17 protein-coding genes are annotated in these 15,623 nt (G+C 66.1%); 7 read left to right on the forward strand and 10 right to left on the reverse strand.

What is annotated here, in order from left to right; all coding sequences use genetic code 11:
* Window positions 1-59: 59 nt before the first annotated feature.
* The 5 genes from QYS36_RS16880 to QYS36_RS16900 form a co-directional block, all read right to left on the reverse strand.
* Window positions 60-608, reverse strand: a complete 549-nt coding sequence (locus tag QYS36_RS16880) for a spore coat U domain-containing protein (protein ID WP_308840585.1) — start codon at window positions 606-608, stop codon at window positions 60-62.
* Window positions 605-1,090, reverse strand: coding sequence for a spore coat U domain-containing protein (locus QYS36_RS16885; RefSeq protein ID WP_308840586.1), 486 nt, complete (start codon window positions 1,088-1,090; stop codon window positions 605-607). Before QYS36_RS16885 ends, QYS36_RS16880 begins: the two co-directional genes overlap by 4 nt.
* An 84-nt stretch (window positions 1,091-1,174) precedes the next feature.
* Complete coding sequence (locus QYS36_RS16890) at window positions 1,175-1,705, reverse strand: spore coat protein U domain-containing protein (RefSeq protein WP_308840587.1); 531 nt, start codon at window positions 1,703-1,705, stop codon at window positions 1,175-1,177.
* Between the two features lie 306 nt (window positions 1,706-2,011).
* Entirely contained in the window at window positions 2,012-2,881 is an 870-nt protein-coding gene (tesB, locus tag QYS36_RS16895; RefSeq protein ID WP_308840588.1) for an acyl-CoA thioesterase II, read from the reverse strand.
* Window positions 2,882-3,000: 119 nt separating this feature from the next.
* Entirely contained in the window at window positions 3,001-3,555 is a 555-nt protein-coding gene (locus tag QYS36_RS16900) for a GNAT family N-acetyltransferase (protein ID WP_308840589.1), read from the reverse strand.
* Between the two features lie 48 nt (window positions 3,556-3,603).
* Here QYS36_RS16900 and QYS36_RS16905 point away from each other — a divergent pair, with 48 nt between their 5' ends.
* From QYS36_RS16905 to QYS36_RS16915, 3 genes are read left to right on the forward strand one after another with little or no spacing between them, the layout of a single operon-like run.
* Complete coding sequence (locus QYS36_RS16905) at window positions 3,604-4,524, forward strand: histone deacetylase (protein ID WP_308840590.1); 921 nt, start codon at window positions 3,604-3,606, stop codon at window positions 4,522-4,524.
* 29 nt (window positions 4,525-4,553) lie between these two features.
* Entirely contained in the window at window positions 4,554-5,798 is a 1,245-nt protein-coding gene (locus QYS36_RS16910; protein ID WP_308840591.1) for a TIGR03862 family flavoprotein, read from the forward strand.
* A 20-nt stretch (window positions 5,799-5,818) separates the two neighbouring features.
* On the forward strand, window positions 5,819-6,181 hold the full coding sequence (locus QYS36_RS16915) for a VOC family protein (RefSeq protein WP_308840592.1): 363 nt from the start codon (window positions 5,819-5,821) through the stop codon (window positions 6,179-6,181).
* A gap of 41 nt (window positions 6,182-6,222) precedes the next feature.
* On the opposite strand, the gene QYS36_RS16920 is transcribed toward QYS36_RS16915, so the two are convergent.
* The 4 genes from QYS36_RS16920 to QYS36_RS16935 form a co-directional block, all read right to left on the reverse strand.
* Window positions 6,223-6,666, reverse strand: coding sequence for a GNAT family N-acetyltransferase (locus tag QYS36_RS16920; protein WP_308840593.1), 444 nt, complete (start codon window positions 6,664-6,666; stop codon window positions 6,223-6,225).
* On the reverse strand, window positions 6,666-7,994 hold the full coding sequence (locus QYS36_RS16925) for a DEAD/DEAH box helicase (RefSeq protein WP_308840594.1): 1,329 nt from the start codon (window positions 7,992-7,994) through the stop codon (window positions 6,666-6,668). The genes QYS36_RS16920 and QYS36_RS16925 overlap by 1 nt, the downstream gene beginning before the upstream one ends.
* An 84-nt stretch (window positions 7,995-8,078) precedes the next feature.
* Entirely contained in the window at window positions 8,079-8,678 is a 600-nt protein-coding gene (locus QYS36_RS16930; protein ID WP_308840595.1) for a 3'-5' exonuclease, read from the reverse strand.
* An 8-nt stretch (window positions 8,679-8,686) separates the two neighbouring features.
* Entirely contained in the window at window positions 8,687-9,166 is a 480-nt protein-coding gene (locus QYS36_RS16935; protein WP_308840596.1) for an NYN domain-containing protein, read from the reverse strand.
* A gap of 164 nt (window positions 9,167-9,330) precedes the next feature.
* Between QYS36_RS16935 and QYS36_RS16940 the strand changes: the two genes are divergently transcribed.
* From QYS36_RS16940 to gudD, 3 genes are all read left to right on the forward strand, one after another.
* A complete protein-coding gene (locus tag QYS36_RS16940) occupies window positions 9,331-9,990 on the forward strand; it encodes a YciC family protein (protein ID WP_308840597.1) in 660 nt (219 codons plus the stop codon).
* A gap of 39 nt (window positions 9,991-10,029) precedes the next feature.
* Window positions 10,030-11,070 (forward strand): LacI family DNA-binding transcriptional regulator, encoded by a 1,041-nt coding sequence (locus tag QYS36_RS16945; protein ID WP_308840598.1) that lies wholly within the window; start codon window positions 10,030-10,032, stop codon window positions 11,068-11,070.
* 450 nt (window positions 11,071-11,520) lie between these two features.
* Window positions 11,521-12,867, forward strand: coding sequence for a glucarate dehydratase (gudD, locus tag QYS36_RS16950; protein ID WP_308840599.1), 1,347 nt, complete (start codon window positions 11,521-11,523; stop codon window positions 12,865-12,867).
* A 613-nt stretch (window positions 12,868-13,480) separates the two neighbouring features.
* Here the strand turns inward: gudD and QYS36_RS16955 are convergent.
* Window positions 13,481-14,362: a LysR family transcriptional regulator gene (locus QYS36_RS16955; protein WP_308840600.1), complete on the reverse strand. Its 882-nt coding sequence runs from the start codon at window positions 14,360-14,362 to the stop codon at window positions 13,481-13,483.
* Window positions 14,363-14,516: 154 nt separating this feature from the next.
* On the opposite strand from QYS36_RS16955, the gene speB reads away from it, so the two are divergent.
* The gene (gene speB, locus QYS36_RS16960; protein ID WP_308840601.1) at window positions 14,517-15,476 is read left to right on the forward strand and encodes an agmatinase; all 960 of its coding nucleotides are present in this window, start codon (window positions 14,517-14,519) and stop codon (window positions 15,474-15,476) included.
* Window positions 15,477-15,623 lie beyond the last annotated feature (147 nt).

Below are 15,623 nucleotides of genomic sequence, written 5' to 3' on the forward strand. Positions count from 1 at the left end.
ACGGGTCCATGGGGAATCGAGGTGCTGCCTTGCTGCTCGGTGCATATGCATCTCCTTGTTCAATAACTGACGGTCACGGTGACCACATCGCTGTAGATACCCGCGCCGGGCATCGGCGTAACGTTGAACAGCCGCGCGTAGACCGGGTAGCTCTGGGTGCCGCCGGCGGCTGGAAAAGTGGTGCTGAGCGGCGCCGCGCCGTTGCTGCCGTCGCCCCAGACGGTGCTGAAGGTGGCGTCCTGGTAGAGCTGGTAACGCAGGCGTTCGCTGCCTCTGGCCAGAAAGCGGCCGCCGCTGACGCTGCCGGCATTGGCGCCGGAACCGATGCCGATGGTCAGCTGGGTGCCGGGCGTGCATTGCAGCACGATGGAGCCGCTGCCCGGTGTGCTGGTGCGGTTCACCGGGCTGCTCAGGTTGCTGACCTGCCCGAAGTTGATGTTGCCGTAGCTGCTCAGGTCGCTGGCGCCACCGCCCAGCAGGCAGCCCTGGGTGATCACGGCGCGCACCTGGAACAGGCGGTCGACGCGCAGTTCGTTGCTGCCGGTATCGGCCAGCGCCGGGGCGAGAGCCGCCATCGTCAGCAGGCAGATGCCGGGCAGGCGCCTCACCACTTCACCGTGACGGTGACCGTGTCGCGGTAGATGCCGGCCGCTGGCGAGCGCTGCGCGGGTACCCGCCCGTACACCGGCAGCCACTGATCCTGGCCGGTGCCGGTACGGCTGATACCGACGCTGTTGTCCCATACCGTCTGGTAGTTCGACGAGGTGTAGAGGTTGTAGCTGATCTGCGCGGTGGGGCCGGTCAGCCGGCGTGCATTGACGTTGCCGCTGCCACCGCCGCTGATCAGCACCTGGTAGGGCGTGTTGCTCAGGCAGTTCACCCGCAGCGCGCCGTTGCCTGGCTGGCCGCTGACGTCCAGGGCCGTGGTCAGCAGCGAACGGCTGCCGAAATCGAAGGTGCCGAACTGGCCCAGATCGTTGGCCGCGGTGCTGCCTGCACTGCACGCCGGCAACACCTCGGCGAACAGGCCGATGGTCGCGGTCTTGGTGGCAGCGGCGAGCAACCCGGGGACGAACGCCAGGAGTGCCACGAATCGAACGGGCCGAAAAACAGACATGGGAGCTTCCGAACAGAAGGCAGGTTAGCGCCGGGCAGGCGGGCAGCCCGGCAACGTTCACCAGGCGACGGTTACCTGCACGGTATCGGTGTAGGTGCCCACCGACGGCACCTGGGCGCGTGGTGGAACCTGGCCATAGACCACCAGCTCCTGGGCCGCGCCAGTACCGGTGGTGGTCAGGGTGTCGCCGCCATTGCTGCCGTCGCCCCAGGGCGTGGTGCGCCCGGCATCCTGGAACAGGTTGTAGGCGATGGAATCGGAGCCATTGGTCATGTTGCGCTGGGTGCCGGCCGCATTGGCCCCGCTGTCGAGGGTCACGCTGAAGTCGGTGCCGGTGTTGCAGGTCACGCTGAACGAGCCGCCGCCACCAGAGCCGACGGACTGCGCCTCCAGGGTCGTGCTGATGGCCGCCACGCTGCCGAAGTCGATGGTGCCGAAGGTACCGCCGGCGTTGCCGTTACCTACGGTGCAGCCGTCGGTGATGACCAGCTGGATGCCCAACTGCCCGGTCACGGTGCCGGCAGCCTGGGCGGCTGGCGTGATGGCCAGGGCCAGAAGGGATGAAACCAGTAGCGTTGAGCGACGCATATCCGTCTCCTGCAGACTCGAGGACACTCCCCTGTGTGAACCCGCGCAGCAGCGACAACCGGGCATTAAAGGGGAGACAGAACAAGCGTCGACCACGTTCAGGTAAATGCACACGCCGGAAAAACCGGCCCAGCTGCATCACCCTGCCGCACTTAAAACACAAGCAACTGATTTACAAAGATAAATTTCATCTACGTAGGAAATGACCTGAGGACGCCTGGGGCGATCTCCTACATCACGAAGCGCAAACCGACCACAAAGAACCTGCCGGAAGCTGTCCGTTCGTACAACTTCCGGCGGCGCGCCTCAGCGCCAGTCCTCGCGCAGGCGGATCAACCCTTCCTGGGCCACCGAGGCGACCAGCTGGCCCTGGCGGTTGAACACGCTGCCGCGCGAAAAGCCGCGGGCGTTGCCGGCCCAGGGGCTGTCCATGGCATACAGCAGCCAGTCGTCCATGCGCAGATTGCCGTGGAACCAGATGGAGTGATCGAGGCTGGCGACCTGCATGAACTTCTGCCACACCGACACACCGTGGGGCAGCATCGAGGTGGTCAGCAGGTTGAAATCCGAGGCGTAGCCCAGCAGGTACTTGTGGATCGCCGGGGTGTCCGGCAGCTCGCCGTCGGCGCGGAACCACACATACTTGGCCGGCTCGCTGACCTGGGGCGCGAAGGGGTTGTCGACGGTGACCGGGCGGATCTCGATGGGCTTGTCGAACAGCACCCGCTCGCGCACCCGCGGCGGCAGCGAGTCGGCCACCAGGCTGGCCAGTTCGGTTTCCGAGCGCAGGCCCTCGGGCCCCGGCACATCGGGCATCTGCACCTGATGGTGGAAGCCCTCTTCCTGATTCTGGAACGAGGCGCTGCAGGTGAAGATCGCCTTGCCCTTCTGCACGGCGGTTACCCGCCGCGTGCTGAAGCTGCCACCGTCGCGCACGCGGTCGACTTGATAGACCACCGGCAAGGCGGCGTCGCCCGGGCGCAGGAAGTAGCCGTGCAACGAATGCACATGGCGGTCGGCCTCGACCGTCTGGGTGGCCGCCGACACGCACTGGCCAAGCACCTGACCACCGAAGAGCTGACGAAAGCCCAGATCCTGGCTGACGCCGCGGAACAGGTTTTCCTCGATGGCTTCCAGGCTCAGCAATGCCACCAACTCTTGCAGGACTTGACTCATAAGGGTTCTCCACGGCCCTGACTGGGCGATGCTACGACTCGCGCGGGCTGCGCGGACGGTGAATGGTAATGCCTTTGCCGGCGCTCAGGAATCGCGCAATGGCGCGGCATGCGACAGGCTCACCCCTGCTTCGGCCATTTAGCGCGGGCGATTTCGTACAGCACGTGCCGACACAGCGGATGCTCAGGTGCCAGCGCCGGGTGCTCGAACTCGCTGCTCGGCTGCATGCCGATAGCCTGCATCACCCGCTGCGACGGGGTGTTGGCCAGGGTGGTGAACGCCACCACGCGCTCCAGCGCCAGCTGCGTGAAGGCGAACGCCAGCGAGGCCCGCGCCGCTTCCTGGGCAAGGCCCAGCCCCCAGAATGCCGGCGACAGGCGCCAGCCGATCTCCACTGCTGGCGTGAAGCTCGCCTGGAAGCCGACATGGGCCAGCCCGGTCATGCCGACGAAGCGCCCATCCTCGCGGTGCCACAGCGACCAGAAGGTAAAGCCGTGCTGGGCGAAATGCTGCTGCAGTCGGGAGAGCAGTGCTCCGCTCTGCTCACGATTCAAGGGCGCCGGAAAATAGCGCATCACCAACGGATCCGCGCACAGCGTGGCCAGCTCGTCCAGATCCTCGTCAGCCCAGGCGCGCAGGTACAGGCGCGGCGTCTGCAGCTCGATCCCATCCATTTCGCTTCTCATGCATACTGCTCAGGGTTCACCGGATACCGCCATTGTATGCCCCTGCCGCTGATCTACCACGACGACTACAGCCCGCCGTTTCCCGACGGCCATCGCTTCCCGATGGAGAAATTCCGCCTGCTGCGCGACCACCTGGTGGCCAGCGGGCTGGTTCGGGATGAGGACTTGCTGCGCCCGGCCATCTGCCCAGCCGAGATTCTCGCCCTCTGCCATTGCCCCGCCTATATCGAGCGCTACCTGAGCGGCGAGCTGAGCCACGAAGACGGGCGCCGCCTCGGCTTGCCGTGGAGCCCGCAGCTGGCACAGCGCACCGTGCGCGCGGTGGGTGGCTCGCTACTGGCTACCGAACAGGCGTTGCAGCACGGCCTGGCCTGCCACCTGGCCGGTGGCACCCATCACGCCCATTACGACTACCCGGCAGGCTTCTGCATCTTCAACGACCTGGCGGTGATCGCCCGCTACCTGCTGGAGAGCGGCCAGGCGCGCTGCGTGTTGATCTTCGATTGCGACGTGCACCAGGGCGATGGCACCGCGCGGCTGCTCGAGCGGGTCGATAACGCCGTCACCGTCTCCCTGCACTGCGAACAGAACTACCCGGCGCGCAAGGCCAGCAGCGACTGGGACATCCCCCTGCCCCGTGGCATGGGCGATGCCGAGTACCTCAAGGTGGTCGACGACACGCTCAATTACCTGCTGCCCCTCTATCAACCCGATATCGTGCTCTACGACGCCGGCGTCGACGTGCACCAGGACGACGCCCTGGGCTACCTGAAACTCAGCGACGCGGGCGTGGCGGCCCGCGACGAGGCCGTGCTCCACCACTGCCTGGGCCGCGATATTCCAGTGGTCGGGGTGATCGGTGGCGGCTACAGCAAGGACCGCCACGCCCTGGCCCGCCGCCACGGCATTCTCCACCACAGCGCGGCGCGGGTATGGCAGGGGCGAGGGCTCGGGTAAACTTCGCCCTTTGCTCAGCCGATGCCGCCATGACCGACTCCTCAACACCCACCGCTCACTCGGTCGCCATCATCGGCGCCGGCCCCACCGGTCTGATGGCCGCCGAAACCCTGGCGCTTGCCGGCGTGCGGGTCGACCTGTTTGATGCCATGCCCTCGGTGGGCCGCAAGTTTCTCCTGGCCGGCGTCGGCGGCATGAACATCACCCACTCCGAGCCCTACCCGGCCTTCGTCGCCCGCTACAACGAACGCCAAGGGCAGATCGACGCGCTGCTGCAAGGCTTCGACGCCGACGCGCTGCGTGAGTGGATTCATGGCCTGGGCATCGACACCTTCGTCGGCACCTCGGGCCGCGTATTTCCCACCGACATGAAGGCCGCGCCGCTGCTGCGCGCCTGGCTCAAACGCCTGCGCGAAGCCGGCGTGCAGCTGCACACCCGGCACCGCTGGCTGGGCTGGGACAACGACGGCAGCCTGCGCATCGACACGCCCGATGGCGAACGCCTGGTGCAGGCCGATGCCGTGCTGCTGGCCCTGGGCGGCGGCAGCTGGCCGCGCCTCGGTTCCGATGGCAGCTGGGTGGCGCATCTGCAGCAGGCCGGCGTGCCCGTGGCGCCGCTCCAGCCAAGCAACTGCGGTTTCGATGTCGAGGCCTGGAGCCCACTGCTGCGCGAAAAATTCGCCGGTGCACCGCTGAAGAACGTGGCGTTGGGTTTGCCAGATGAAACACCAAGATCGGGCGAGTTCGTGCTCACCGCCAGCGGCGTCGAAGGCAGCCTGGTGTATGCCTTGTCCGCCGGGATTCGCCAGCGCATCAATAGTGACGGCAGCTGCACGGTGCACCTCGACCTGCTGCCGCAGCGCAGCGAAGACGCCTTGATCAAGGCCCTGAGCAAACCCCGTGGCTCGCACTCCATGGCCAAGCACCTGCATCGCCAGGCCGGGCTGGACGGTGTGAAGGCGGCGCTGCTGCGCGAGCTGACGCCTGCCGAGCAGTTCGCCGAGCCGCAGCGCCTGGCCGCCGCCATCAAGGCGCTGCCGATCACGCTGCACCGACCCCGCCCGCTGGAAGAGGCGATCAGCAGCGCCGGTGGCGTGCCCTTCGAAGTTCTCGACGACAACCTGATGCTCAGCGCCCTGCCCGGCACCTTTTGCGCCGGCGAAATGCTCGACTGGGAGGCGCCCACCGGCGGCTACCTGCTCACCGCCTGCTTCGCCAGCGGCCGCGTGGCCGGCCAGGGCATCGTACGCTGGCTAGAAAACCCATCTCGATAATCCACGGAACAGGAAATCTCATGCTCACCAGCTTGCAACTCAAGACCTTTATCCCGGCCCGGGACTACCCACTCAGCCAGGCCTTCTACACCGCGCTGGGTTTCACCCCGGCCTGGCAAACGGATGAAATGAGCTATTTCAGCCACGGCGAGCATTGCGCCTTTCTGCTGCAGAATTTCTACGTCAAGGAGCAGGCCGAGAATTTCGTCATGCACCTGATGGTCGATGACGTAGAAGCCTGGTGGGCCCATGTGCAGGCGGAAAATATCGGCGAGCGCTTCGGCGTGCGCACCATAGCCCCGGAAGACCAGCCCTGGGGCATTCGCGAGTTCATCGTCTTCGACCCCAGCGGCGTGCTGTGGAAGATCGGCCAGGACATCTGAGCGCAGCGACACCCAGGCCATTTGCTTCTGGCGATATCGCGCTAGACCGTCTTGCGAAAGAACACCCGGGCGTAACCCTCTTCAACCGCCCGGCGCGTTTCCCGATAGCCCAGGCGTGGGTAGATAAGGATGTTCTCGGTCATCAGCTCGTTGGTGTAGAGCTCGATGGCCCGACAGCCCAGTTCCCGCGCCTGGCCTTCGGCGAAGTTCATCAGTTGCCTGCCAACCCCCTGGCCACGGGCCTGATCGCTGACAGCGACGTTCTGCACATGCAGCACATCGCCCTTCTGCTCCAGCACCAAGACGCCCCTTGCTGCACCCTCGACATCCACCACGAAGACCATGGCCTGCGCGATGACCCGGCGGTAATCATCGAGCATCGGCGCCGGCTGTTTGCCGATTCGCACAATGTAGGGCGCGTAGGCCTCGTGGACTATCGAGGTGATCGCCCCCGCATCGGATTCCCGGGCGCGGCGTATCGGCACTAACGCCCGCCCTTCGGCTTGCCACCGAAACTCGGCACCTTGCGGATGGCCTTGACCGGCAGCGCGGCAGGTTCGTCGCTTTCCATCCAGCGGCCCAGGCTGCCGGACTTGCCGCCACCCACCACCTTGGGCTTTTTCGGTTTCTTCGGTTTCTTCACCACCAGGCCGCCAGCCACCGTTTGCGGCACGCGGTGGTCGGGGATGAAGTCCGGCTCGTCGACGCGCTGCAGGACCTGCTGGATCAGCGCTTCGATGGCCGAGAGCAGTTGCACTTCGTCGGCGCAGACCAGCGACACCGCCTGGCCCGTGGCGCCGGCCCGGCCGGTACGACCGATGCGGTGTACGTAGTCCTCGGCGACGATGGGCAGGTCGAAGTTGACCACCAGCGGCAGGTCGTCGATATCCAGGCCACGGGCGGCCACGTCGGTTGCCACCAGCACGTCGACTTCGCCGGCCTTGAAGCGCTGCAGGGCGCGCAGGCGGGTCGGCTGTGGTTTATCGCCATGGATCGCGTCGGCCTTGATACCGGCGGCCAGCAGCTCCTGCTCCAGCTCGTCGACACCCTTGCGGGTTTTCACGAATACCAGTACCTGCGACCACTTCTTGCTGCGGTACAGGTGCAGAAACAGCTCGGCCTTGCGCTTCTTGTCGACCGGAATCAGCCACTGCTTGACCGACTTGGCGGCGGCGTTGCGCGGGCTGACTTCGATGCTCAGCGGGTCGCGCAGCATCTCGCCGGCCAGGGTGCGGATGGCCTCGGAGAAGGTCGCGGAAAACAGCAGGGTCTGGCGCTTCTTCGGCAGCGCCGCAAACAGGTCATCCAGCTCGCGGGCAAAGCCCAGGTCGAGCATGCGGTCGGCTTCGTCGAGCACCAGCACCTGCAACTGGGAAAACTTCACCGCGTTCTGGCGGTACAGGTCGAGCAAGCGGCCGGGGGTGGCGACCAGCACGTCGAGGCCCTTGCGCAGCTTCATCATCTGCGGGTTGATGCTCACCCCGCCGTACACCGCGTAACTGCGCAGGGGCAGGAATTGCGAGTAGGTCTGCACGCTCTGCTGCACCTGCTCGGCCAGCTCGCGGGTCGGCACCAGTACCAGGGCGCGCACCGAATTGCTGGCCACCACCGGGCCTTCCATCATCAGGCGCTGCAGGATCGGCAACGTGAAGGCGGCGGTCTTGCCGGTGCCGGTCTGCGCGGCGGCCATGATGTCGCGGCCCTTGATGATCGGGCCGATGGCCTGGGCCTGCACGGGCGTCGGGGTCTTGTAGTCGAGGCCGTCGAGGCAGCGCAGCAGGGGTTCGATCAGGCCGAGGGAAGCGAAGGTCATGGCGGGCAACGTGGTGGGCAATGGAGATGGCGCGCAGTTTAGCGCGTCCGGGTATCAATCGCTCAGCCGTTGCAGCACGACGGATTACGCGGCGAGCAGCGCGCGCACCTTGGCAGCCGACATGCCTTGCAGTTGGCGCAGAAAGTCGTGGTCGACAGCGCTGCGGCCGTGCTGCTCGCGCAGCACCCTGCACAGGTGCAGGGTCAGGTTGGCGGCCATTTCCGCATCGGCCAGCGCCCGGTGGGCCTTGCCGGTATCGGGCAATCGCGCCCAGCGGTTGAGGTTGCCGAGCTTGTGGCTCGGCGCACCCGGCAGCAGGCGGCGCGACAGCAGCAGCGAGCAGGCGAACTGCTGCACCCGGGTGCGGCCGATCAGGCCCAGTTCGGCGTCCCAGAACTTCTGGTCGAAGGCGGCGTTGTGCGCCAGCATCGGAATGTCGCCGACGAACTCGGCGACCTCGTGCATCACCTCGGCAGCCGGCGGCGCGCTGCGCACCATGGCATTGCTGATGCCGGTCAGTTGCTCGATGAAGGGCGGCACCCAGGCACCGCTGTTCATCAGGCTCTGGTAGCGGGCGGTGATCTGCCCGCCCTCGATGATCACCACACCGATTTCGGTGGCGCGCGCCTGCTGGGCCGGCGACATGCCGGTGGTTTCGAAGTCGATGACAGCGATGGGTTTCACGTAAAGCCTCAGTGTTTCAACAACAGATGGCCCTCGATGGGCACATAACGGCTGGCCGCGCGCACCAGTGACTGCGCGGTAAGCCCGGGAACGCCGTAGGCCACCGCCTCGACGCCATGGCGCTGGCGAATGCGTTCGAGCAACTGGTCGAAATCACCATCCCCCGAGGCCAGCACCACGCTGTCGACGTCTGCCGCAGCGTCCATCACGTCGATGGTGATGCCCACGTCCCAGTCGCCCTTGGCCGAGCCGTCGCTGCGCTGGATGTAGGGCTTGAGCTTCACGGTGAAGCCCAGGTTGCGCAGGATCTGCTGGAACTGCTGCTGCTTGGGGTCGCCGCGGTCGATGGCGTAGGCGTAGGCCGCAACGATCTCGCCGCTCGCGGCCAGCTCGTTCCACAACGCCGTGTAGTTGAAGTGGCAACCATAGGCCTGGCGCACGGTGTAGTAGAGATTCTGTACGTCGGCGAACACGGCAATTTTCTTCACCGGACATCCTCACAAGGGCTCGCGCGGGTTGCACGGCGGCCAGTATGCCAGCCCTGCCCCCTCCAGGTCGAAGGCAGCGCCGCAGCGGCGACGAATGTCATCGCTGGTGGCAGGCCGGCCACGCTCGTATCATGGCGACCTGTTTTTTCTGGCTGCGACCGTTCATGAATCCACTCAACGCCCTGGGTGACGCCTGGTTCTTCTTCCGGCAAAACCTGCTGCAGATCCTCCTGCTGTGCCTGCCCTTCCTGCTGCTCGAAGCCTTCCTGAGCCAGCAGCTCGAAAACCTGGTGGCGGCCGCCAAGGTGCCACTCTATGACGCACTGCTCGGCCTGTTCTTCTACCCGCTGTACAGCGCGGCGCTGATCCTGTTCATCGACGCCCGCAGCCGCGGCGAGCAGCCCGGCAAGGGCGCCCTGGTGGCCATGAGCCTGAGCCTGTGGCCGCGTTTCGTGCTGCTGGCGGGCATCGGCACCCTGGCGATCATGCTCGGTATCTCGCTGTTCATCCTGCCGGGGCTGTGGCTGATGGTACGGCTGGTGTTCGCCGACTACCTGCTGGTGCTGCGCGGCCTCACGCCCCTGCAAGCACTGCAGGAAAGCCTGCAGCTGACCCATGGGCATTTCTGGCCGATCTTCACCTGCGTGATGCTGGTGATGGTGCCGCCCTGGCTGGCCGGCTTCTGGGCGGCCGATATCGCCAGCGAGCCGGCCGGGCGCCTGCTGCTGGACGTGCTGTTCGGCCTCTGCCAGCTGTTCACCACCGTGGTGGTGTTCCGCCTGTATATGCTGCGCGCCGGCGACAACGCCGCGCGGCTGCCGTAACCTTCGGCTCTTTACTGCATTCCACATCGAGACCAGCCCGTGGCAAGAAAATCGCGCAGAGAGCTGGCCAAAGACCGCGGTGACCTCGGCGATCTGCCGGTTACGGTCAAGGACGTGGCGCTCAAGGCCGGGGTGTCGCCGATCACCGTGTCGCGGGCCATCCAGCGCCCCGAGCTGGTCAGCGACGCCACCCGCGAGCACGTGCTGGCCGTGGTGCGCGCCATGGGCTACGTGCCCAACCTGATGGCCGGCGCCCTGGCCACCAGCAAGAGTCGCCTGGTGGCCATCGTGTTGCCGACCATCGCCAACTCGATCTATGCCAGCGTGGTGCAGGCGATCATGGATCGTCTCGCTACGGCCGGCTACCACACCCTGGTCGGGCCCAGCGGCTACACCCCCGAACATGAAGAAGCCTTGCTGGCCGCCATTCTCGGCAGGCGCCCGGATGGCATCGTGCTGACCGGCACCTTCCATACCCAGGCCAGCCGCGAGCGGTTGGCCTCTGCCGGCATCCCGGTGGTCGAGGCCTGGGACCTGAGCGATGACGGCCTGGACATGCAGGTGGGTTTTTCCCACGAACAGGTCGGCGCCGCCGTGGCCGAGCACTTCTTTGCGCGCGGCTACAAACGCTGGGCGGTGATCGGCGTCGACGACCCCCGTGCGCTGCGCCGCTGCAATGCGCTGATCCAGCGTCTCGATACGCTCGGTGTGGATGCCGTGGCGGTGCAGACGCTGCCGCTGCCGGCCACCTGGGAGGTCGGTCGCAAGGGCCTGGCCAACCTGCTCGATGCCGGCGAGCAACCCGACCTCATCTTCTGCAGCTCGGACACCGTCGCCCTCGGCGTGCTGGCCGAAGCAGCCACCCGTGGCCTGAACGTGCCAGGCGAGCTCGCCGTGCTCGGTTTTGGCGACACCCTCAATGGCCAGTTCGCCAACCCGGCGCTGTCCACGGTCAGCGTCAATGCCACCGAGATGGGCCTGCAGGTCGCCGAAGCCCTGCTGCGCCGCTTCAACGGCCAGCCCGCCGAGCCCCGCGTGGACACCCGCTTCGCGATCATCGAACGGGCCAGCACCGTCTAAGGCAAAACCGCCTCTCGTAGCCTGCGGTTGAGCGCAGCGATCCCCAGGAGTGCAATGTCCGGGCCGCCATGCCCCGGGTGTCGCTGCGCTCGACCCGGGCTACGAACTGGGTTTACACACCGAGTCCATGCCCGCGAAGGCTTTTCAAACCGTCGGATGGGTCGGGCCGCGCAGGTGGAACCCATCACCACCCTTTGATGGGTTCCACCCATCCTACGGCTGTGGATCGTGGGAGCGGGCCATGCCCGCGAAGCCGTCGCGCGCATGGCGCGCTCCCACATGAGGTTTCAAGACTGCTGAATGCGTTGGGCCGCACCCGCAATCATCACACCTCAAATTTCCGCTTGAATGATAACGTTATCTGAATATGATGTTAACGTTATCTTTCAGCGCTGCCCGATGCGGCAGCCAGACCCACCGCAACGCCGGCAACGGCACAGGAACCACGCGATGAACAATAACAACACCCATGCAGGTACCCCGCTCATCACCGCCCTCGAGGTCATCCCGGTTGCCGGTCACGACAGCCTGTTGCTCAACCTCAGCGGCGGCCATGCGCCCTTCTTCACCCGCAACCTGCTGATCCTGCGTGACAACGCCGGGCACGTCGGCGTCGGTGAAGTACCGGGCGGCGAAGCCATCCGCCAGACCCTGGAAGACGCCCGCCAGCTGCTCGTCGGCCAGCCCATCGGCCAGTACCAGAAACTCCTCGGCCAGGTACGCCAGGCCTTCGCCGACCGCGACGCCGGCGGCCGTGGCCTGCAGACCTTCGACCTGCGCATCACCATCCACGCTGTTACCGCCGTCGAGGCCGCCCTGCTCGACCTGCTCGGCCAATACCTGGACGTGCCGGTCGCTGCCCTGCTTGGCGAAGGCCAGCAGCGTGATGCCGTGGAGATGCTCGGCTACCTGTTCTACATCGGCGACCGCAAGAAAACCGACCTGCCCTATCGCCAGGAAGCCGATGCCGACAACGCCTGGTTCCAGGTGCGTAACGAAGAAGCGCTGGACGCCCAGGGCGTGGTGCGCCTCGCCGAAGCCGCCTACGAGCGTTATGGCTTCAAGGACTTCAAACTCAAGGGCGGCGTGCTGCGCGGCGACGAGGAAATCGAAGCGGTTACCGCCCTGGCCGAACGCTTCCCGGAGGCACGCATCACCCTGGATCCCAACGGCGCCTGGTCGCTGCAGGAAGCCATCCGCCTGTGCCGCGACCAGCACCACGTGCTCGCCTACGCCGAAGACCCCTGTGGCGCCGAGAACGGCTATTCCGGCCGTGAGGTGATGGCCGAATTCCGCCGTGCCACCGGCCTGCCGACTGCGACCAATATGATCGCCACCGACTGGCGGCAGATGGGCCATGCGATCCAGCTGCAATCGGTCGACATTCCCCTGGCCGATCCGCACTTCTGGACCATGCAGGGTTCGGTACGGGTGGCGCAGATGTGCAACGACTGGGGCCTGACCTGGGGCTCGCATTCGAACAACCACTTCGACGTGTCCCTGGCCATGTTCACCCACGTGGCAGCCGCCGCACCGGGCAAGATCACCGCCATCGACACCCACTGGATCTGGCAGGACGGCCAACACCTGACCAAGGAGCCGCTGCGTATCGAAGGCGGCCTGGTACAGGTGCCGAAAAAGCCGGGCCTTGGTGTGGAGCTGGACATGGACGCCGTGGCCAAGGCCCACGAGTGCTACAAGGGCATGGGCCTGGGCGCGCGCAACGATGCCGTGGCCATGCAGTACCTGATCAGCGGCTGGACCTTCGATAACAAGAAGCCTTGTTTGGTGCGCTGAGCAGGATCGGCATGGGCCACTTGGTGGGCTAACGCGGATCGCCGCCTGGCCCACCCTACGACTGGATCCCCACCCTTGTGGGAGGGCGCCATGCGCCCGAATCGCGGGCATGGACTAGGCGCCCCCGCCCGCTCCCACAGGAATTGCGCCGGGGCCGCATGTGGCTTTGCCTTCTAATAACCGAAAGCGCCTGCCTGCTCGCCTTCCCGACTTCGAATCCATACCCTGTGGGAGGGCGCCATGCGCCCGATTCGCGGGCATGGCCCGCTCCCACAGGAGTTGGCCGGTGGCCGCATACGGCTGTGCCCCTCGCAACCGAAAGCGCCTGCAGATCCATACCACTACCCTTCCCACGACGTCGAATCCACACCCTGTGGGAGGGCGCCATGCGCCCGAATCGCGGGCATGGCCCGCTCCCACAGGAGTTGGCCGGTGGCCGCATACGGCTGTGCCCCCTCGCGCCCGAAAGCGCCTGCACGCCCGTCTTCCCGACGTCGAATCCGTACCCTGTGGGAGGGCGCCATGCGCCCGAGTCGCGGGCATGGACTAGGCGTCCCCGCCCGCTCCCACAGATATGGCGCAAGTGCTTGCTATCGGCCTTCGCCCTGGTGGCCTAACCGTGACTCAACTGCGCCTTGAGGCGGTCGCGAAAGCTCTGGATCAGCGGTTCGCGTGAGCGGCCACGGCGCAGCGCCAGGGTGAAGGGCGCCTGGTAGCCGAAGGTGGTGGGCAGCAGCACTTTCAGGCGTTTCTGATCGGCCCATTGCTGGGCGTAATGCTCGGGCAGGTAGCCGATATAGGCGCCGGACAACACCAGAATCAGTTGCGCCTCCATCGATTCCACCGTCGCCGCGCTGTGCTTGAAGCCATGGCGCGCCAGCTCGGCCTGGCTCCAGTAGCCGCGGCCGACCATGCGCTGCTGGGTGATCACCTCTGCCGGAATCTGCCGCTGGGTATACAGCGGGTGGCGGTCGCTGCAGTACAGCCAGTGCTGCTCACGGTACAGCGCCTGGTAGATCAGACCATTGGTGCGCACCGAGAAGGCGCCGATGGCCAGGTCCAGGCGGTTTTCCAGCACGCCGAGTTGCAACTCGGCCGGGCTGAGCACCGCCAGGTGCAGGTGCACGGCGGGGTGTTCCTGGCTGTAGGCACCGATCACCTCGGCCAGCGGCAGGGAGGGATCACTGACCGTCGAATCCAGCACGCCTAGGTTGAGGGTACCGCGCAACTCGCCCTTGAGCGCCGCCGAATAACGCTCGAAGCCTTCCAGCTCGGCCAGCAGCCGCAGGGCCTCCTGGTGGAACAGCTCGCCCTTGCTGGTCAGGCTGAAACCGCCGCGCCCGCGGTGGCAGAGCACGAAGCCAAGCTGCGCCTCCAGCTGGCTCATATAGGTGCTGATCGCCGAAGTGGACAGGTTCAACTCCTGCTGCGCCGCAGCAAAGCCCTGGTGGCGCACCACGCAGGCAAACAGGCGCAGCAGCTTGAGATCAGGCATCGGAAAACCGCCACAGTGAAGAAACCAGGCACATGCTAAAGCCTGCGCATTTAGTTTAGGAATTTCTGAACTGATTATTTGCCGTGCCGGATTCTTCCCGCCGCCAACCCTCACCAGAATCGGGCCACGACAACCACAAGAACTGCGAGGCCCCGTGGACAACTCTCTCCATCAGCCCCTGGGCGGCAACGAAATGCCGCGTTTCGGCGGAATCGCCACCATGCTACGCCTGCCCCATGTGCAAGCGCCCGAGGAGCTGGCCAAGCTCGACGCCGCGTTTATCGGCATCCCTCTGGACATCGGCACCTCCCTGCGCTCCGGCACCCGCTTCGGGCCACGGCAGATCCGCGCCGAATCGGTGATGATCCGCCCCTACAACATGGCCACCGGTGCGGCGCCCTTCGACTCCCTGAACGTGGCCGACATCGGTGACGTGGCGATCAACACCTTCAACCTGCTCGACGCCGTGCGCCTCATCGAGGCGCATTACGACCGCGTGCTGGAGCACGGCATCATCCCGCTGACCCTCGGCGGCGACCACACCCTGACCCTGCCGATCCTGCGCGCCATGCACAAGAAGTACGGCAAGGTCGGCCTGGTGCACATCGATGCCCACGCCGACGTCAACGACCACATGTTCGGCGAGAAGATCGCCCACGGCACCACCTTCCGCCGCGCCCAGGAGGAGGGCCTGCTCGATAGCCAGCGCGTAGTGCAGATCGGCCTGCGCGCCCAGGGTTACACCGCCGACGATTTCAACTGGAGCCGCCGCCAGGGCTTTCGCGTGGTGCAGGCCGAAGAGTGCTGGCACAAATCCCTCGCCCCGCTGATGGAAGAGGTACGCGCCAAGGTCGACGGCGGCCCGGTGTACCTGTCCTTCGACATCGACGGCATCGACCCGGCATGGGCGCCCGGCACCGGCACCCCGGAAGTCGGCGGCCTGACCACCATCCAGGCATTGGAAATCATCCGCGGCTGCCAGGGCCTGAACCTGATCGGCGGCGACCTGGTCGAGGTCTCGCCGCCCTACGACACCACCGGCAACACCTCGCTGCTCGGCGCCAACCTGCTCTACGAAATGCTCTGCGTACTGCCGGGCGTGGTACGCAAGTGAGCCCTGCGCTCGCCCGCTAGCACCACGGCGTTACCTCAGTGAACAACCCGAGCGGGCCAGCAGAAGCCCGCCGTGGCGCACTACCCGTTCGCGGGTCATGGAGCGCGCTTCGCTCCACGCGGCCCTGCCGCACTGCCCAAGCACCAC

The sequence above is a fragment of the Pseudomonas sp. G34 genome (genome assembly GCF_031119625.1).
In the GTDB taxonomy this organism is placed as follows: Bacteria; Pseudomonadota; Gammaproteobacteria; order Pseudomonadales; family Pseudomonadaceae; genus Aquipseudomonas.

Coding starts and splice junctions, on each gene's coding strand:
- QYS36_RS16890 (WP_308840587.1), bottom strand. CDS start 1,705: ATGCGTCGCTCAACGCTACTGGTTTCATCCCTTCTGGCCCTGGCCATC.
- tesB (WP_308840588.1), bottom strand. CDS start 2,881: ATGAGTCAAGTCCTGCAAGAGTTGGTGGCATTGCTGAGCCTGGAAGCC.
- QYS36_RS16900 (WP_308840589.1), bottom strand. CDS start 3,555: ATGGATGGGATCGAGCTGCAGACGCCGCGCCTGTACCTGCGCGCCTGG.
- QYS36_RS16905 (WP_308840590.1), top strand. CDS start 3,604: ATGCCCCTGCCGCTGATCTACCACGACGACTACAGCCCGCCGTTTCCC.
- QYS36_RS16910 (WP_308840591.1), top strand. CDS start 4,554: ATGACCGACTCCTCAACACCCACCGCTCACTCGGTCGCCATCATCGGC.
- QYS36_RS16915 (WP_308840592.1), top strand. CDS start 5,819: ATGCTCACCAGCTTGCAACTCAAGACCTTTATCCCGGCCCGGGACTAC.
- QYS36_RS16925 (WP_308840594.1), bottom strand. CDS start 7,994: ATGACCTTCGCTTCCCTCGGCCTGATCGAACCCCTGCTGCGCTGCCTC.
- QYS36_RS16940 (WP_308840597.1), top strand. CDS start 9,331: ATGAATCCACTCAACGCCCTGGGTGACGCCTGGTTCTTCTTCCGGCAA.
- gudD (WP_308840599.1), top strand. CDS start 11,521: ATGAACAATAACAACACCCATGCAGGTACCCCGCTCATCACCGCCCTC.
- QYS36_RS16955 (WP_308840600.1), bottom strand. CDS start 14,362: ATGCCTGATCTCAAGCTGCTGCGCCTGTTTGCCTGCGTGGTGCGCCAC.